We start from the raw sequence: 3,073 nt of genomic DNA on the forward strand, positions 1-3,073 counted from the left end.
GGGCGCCCGCGCTCGGGTAGGGACGGTGGGACCGGGTGAAGGGCGGGCCGCCGTCCGGGTCCGGCTGCTCGCTGCGGGCGCTCTCGGACAGGGAGTGCCACAGCAGCGAGCCCAGCGTCGCGGCGTCCAGCTGTCCGCGGAGCCGGCCGCGCGTCGAGGTGCGGGCCGCCAGCACGGCGGACAGCGGCACGTCGGGCAGCGGGGCGGCGGTCAGGGCCAGTTCGGGCCCCGCGGCCCGCGCCCGGTCCGCCCAGGCCCGCTCCGCGCCCTCCGGGAGGTCGCGCAGTTCGCTGTCCTCGCCCCGGCCGATCTGGAACTTGCTCTTCTCCAGGTAGCGGAGGTCGGCGGCGGTGTGGCCCTCGGGGAAGTAGTCGGGTGCCTCCTCGGTCTCCAGCAGGGTGCGGGCGGCCAGCCGGCAGACCGCCCGCTCCTCGTCGGGGGTGATCCCGAGCCGGTTGAACAGCATGTGGAGCTGGGAGCCCCACACCCAGGCCCGCAGCTCCTCCCCCAGGTCCCGCAGCCGTTCGTCGGCCCCGGATACCGCGGCCGCCCACCGCAGGAGCCGGGGCTCCGCGGTGCCCGCGCCGAGCCGCCCGCGCAGTTGCCCGGCCCGCCGCCCGAGGCCCGTGCGCTGCGCCGCGTACACGGTGTTGACCCGGGTGTGGACGGACGCGCCGGGCAGCAGCGGCACCTCGGTGACCCATCGCCAGCCGGCGGCGTGCCCGCGCAGCCATCGCGCCGCGGTGAGCGGGTCGGTGCCGAGCGCGTGGACCGTCGTGTGCGCCAGGTCGGCGGCTGCGGTCAGCCGGGCTCCCGTTCCGCCGTCGGCGGGCAGGGTGCGCAGGGTGTCGAGGGCCGCGCGGGTGGAGGCCTCGAAGACCTCCTCGGCGACGGGCAGGGCCCGCGGGCCGCCGTAGCGCCCGGTCTCCGGTTCGTAGGGCACGGCACGGACCTCGCCGTGGCGGGACGGCCAGGGGCCGGGCACCGCGGGCACCGCCTTCGCCGCGCGGGCCAGTTCGCCGGGGAGCGCGGCGGCGGCAGCGGAGCTCAGGCCGCGGACCCGGAGGCGTACGTGGGGTCCGCCCTCGCCGTAGCGGATGAAGAACCATCCGGCGGCCTCCCCCGCGGCGACGAGGCCGTCGAGGAACGGGGCCGCCCCGTGGACCAGGAACGCGTCCGTGTCCTCGGTGGCGCAGTGCAGGTAGAGGTGGTGGCTGTGCCAGGTGTCGGGGGTCGTCACGGCGTCACGTCCGGTCCTCGTTCGGTTCTTCGGCAGGGGCGGGGGGATGGCTGTCAGGGGAAGGGGTGCGGGTGGAGGGCGAGGTCCTCGTGGCGCAGCGGCCGGTCCGTGCGGCCCAGCCGGTGGGGCACCTCCAGCAGCCGGGGCAGGCCCCGGGTGCGGCGGTTGACGTGCCCGAAGGTCATCGGCAGCGATCCGGGCACGACGGTCTTCACGCAGTGCAGGCCGAGGCGCCGGCGCAGTCCCGGCTCGGTCTGGTCGACGGTGACCACCTCCAGGCCGACCGCCGCCAGCCGGTCCACCGTCGCGGTGAGCAGGGCGGAGAGGTCGGTGACCGGCTCGGGCGCTCCCGGCCAGGTCTCGGCGACGGTCAGGCAGGGGGTGTCGGCGAAGAGGAACTCCAGCCTCGGCGCCGCCTCGGGCAGGGCGCCCAGCCCGACGTGGTCGTCGAGGGCGACCACCAGCTCGGGGCGGTCCAGCATCGGACGCAGCCGTTCGGGATCGCGCGGGCGGTCCTCGGCGAGGGCGCGCTGCGCGGACTCCAGCACGTTGGTGACGGCCTCGGCCACCGCGGAGCGGATCGCCGTGCGCGGGTCGTGGTGGGCGCCGGCGGCGAGGAACATCCGCGGGGCGTCGGGGTGGGGGCCCTCGTAGCGGCAGACGGCGACGACTGCCGGGATCCCGAAGTCGTTCGTCGCGTCGAGCAGCAGGAGCCGGTAGCCGGCCAGGGCGGCCCGGTCGGCGAGCAGGGCCGTGTCGGTGTCCTCGGGCGGCGGCTGGACGCGGCGCAGCGGGGTGGCGGCGTACCAGGCCATCAGGAAGGCGTCGCGCTCGGCGACCTCGAACAGGCCGTAGAGCGCGGCCTCCTCGGGGCTGTTGCCGAGGCCGCAGCCGTTGGAGGACTCGTACACGACGCGCGGGCGGCCCTCGCCGGGCGGGTCCCAGTACGCCACGTGCTCGGGGACGGCGATCTCCCGGCGCCGGGTGAGCGACCAGCCCCGGACCCAGTCCAGTTCCAGGCCGGGCGTGTAGGGGACGGTGGGCGAGGCCGGGTGGCCGTGGTGGGCGGGGTCGGGCAGGCCGAGGCGTTCGGGGTCCAGGGCGCGCTCGGGGCCGAGTTCGGCGAAGGAGGCCCGCAGGTCGGAGCGGCGGCCGGTGGGGCGCATCCCGGCGTACCGCTCGACGGCCTCGAAGAGGGCGATCCGCTCGCTGTCGGCGAAGTCCCCGGCCCGGCCGTAGCCGCCGTCGTCGACGCCCCGGTCGTCGGTGACGAGGGCGCTGGTCAGGCAGAAGGCGGAGTCCTCCGTGCGGAACAGGCCGCGGACGGGTCCGAACCGCTCGTCGTACAGGGCCGCGCGCAAACCGGCCGCGGTGGTGCGGGGGTTGGGGGCGCGCAGCAGGTACGGGTCGGGCAGCGGGCGGGGCGCCGCGGGCAGCGGGGCCGCCGGGGCGGCGGAGTCGGCGGGCAGCGGGTGGCAGACGGCGCAGCCGCCGACCGGGCGGATCCGGTGGCCGGACCAGGTGCCGCGTCCCTGGTGGAGCAGGTGGACGGCGGCCGTCGGCGGGTCCTGGGCGGGCTCGGGCCGGGCGTGGCCGTCCAGGAGGTCGCGTACGAGGGCGGCGAGGGACTCGGCCAGGGCCGGGGACGGTACGCCGGCCAGCGCCAGCCCCGGGCTCTGCCGGGGCACGCGTCCGCCGGCCGTGGCCAGGCGCTGGTACTCGGCGCAGCACAGGCAGGCCGGCGCACCGGGTGCGAGCAGCGGCCCGACCACCGCGAGCGGCCCGTCGAAGCGTACGGGCACCAGGGCCACGGGGTGGGCCAGCGCGTGCCGG

At 77.7% G+C, this 3,073-nt stretch carries 2 protein-coding genes; both read right to left on the reverse strand.

Annotated features, from left to right (window positions below):
* Nucleotides 1–1,240 (reverse strand): thiopeptide-type bacteriocin biosynthesis protein (locus tag SSNG_RS05170; protein ID WP_042800563.1); only part of this gene is annotated, 1,240 nt, incomplete at its 3' end.
* Between the two features lie 53 nt (nucleotides 1,241–1,293).
* On the reverse strand, nucleotides 1,294–3,073 hold a 1,780-nt coding region (locus tag SSNG_RS05175), incomplete at its 5' end, for a TOMM precursor leader peptide-binding protein (RefSeq protein ID WP_128636870.1).

Source organism: Streptomyces sp. C (assembly GCF_000158895.1).
Lineage (GTDB): Bacteria > Actinomycetota > Actinomycetes > Streptomycetales > Streptomycetaceae > Streptomyces > Streptomyces racemochromogenes.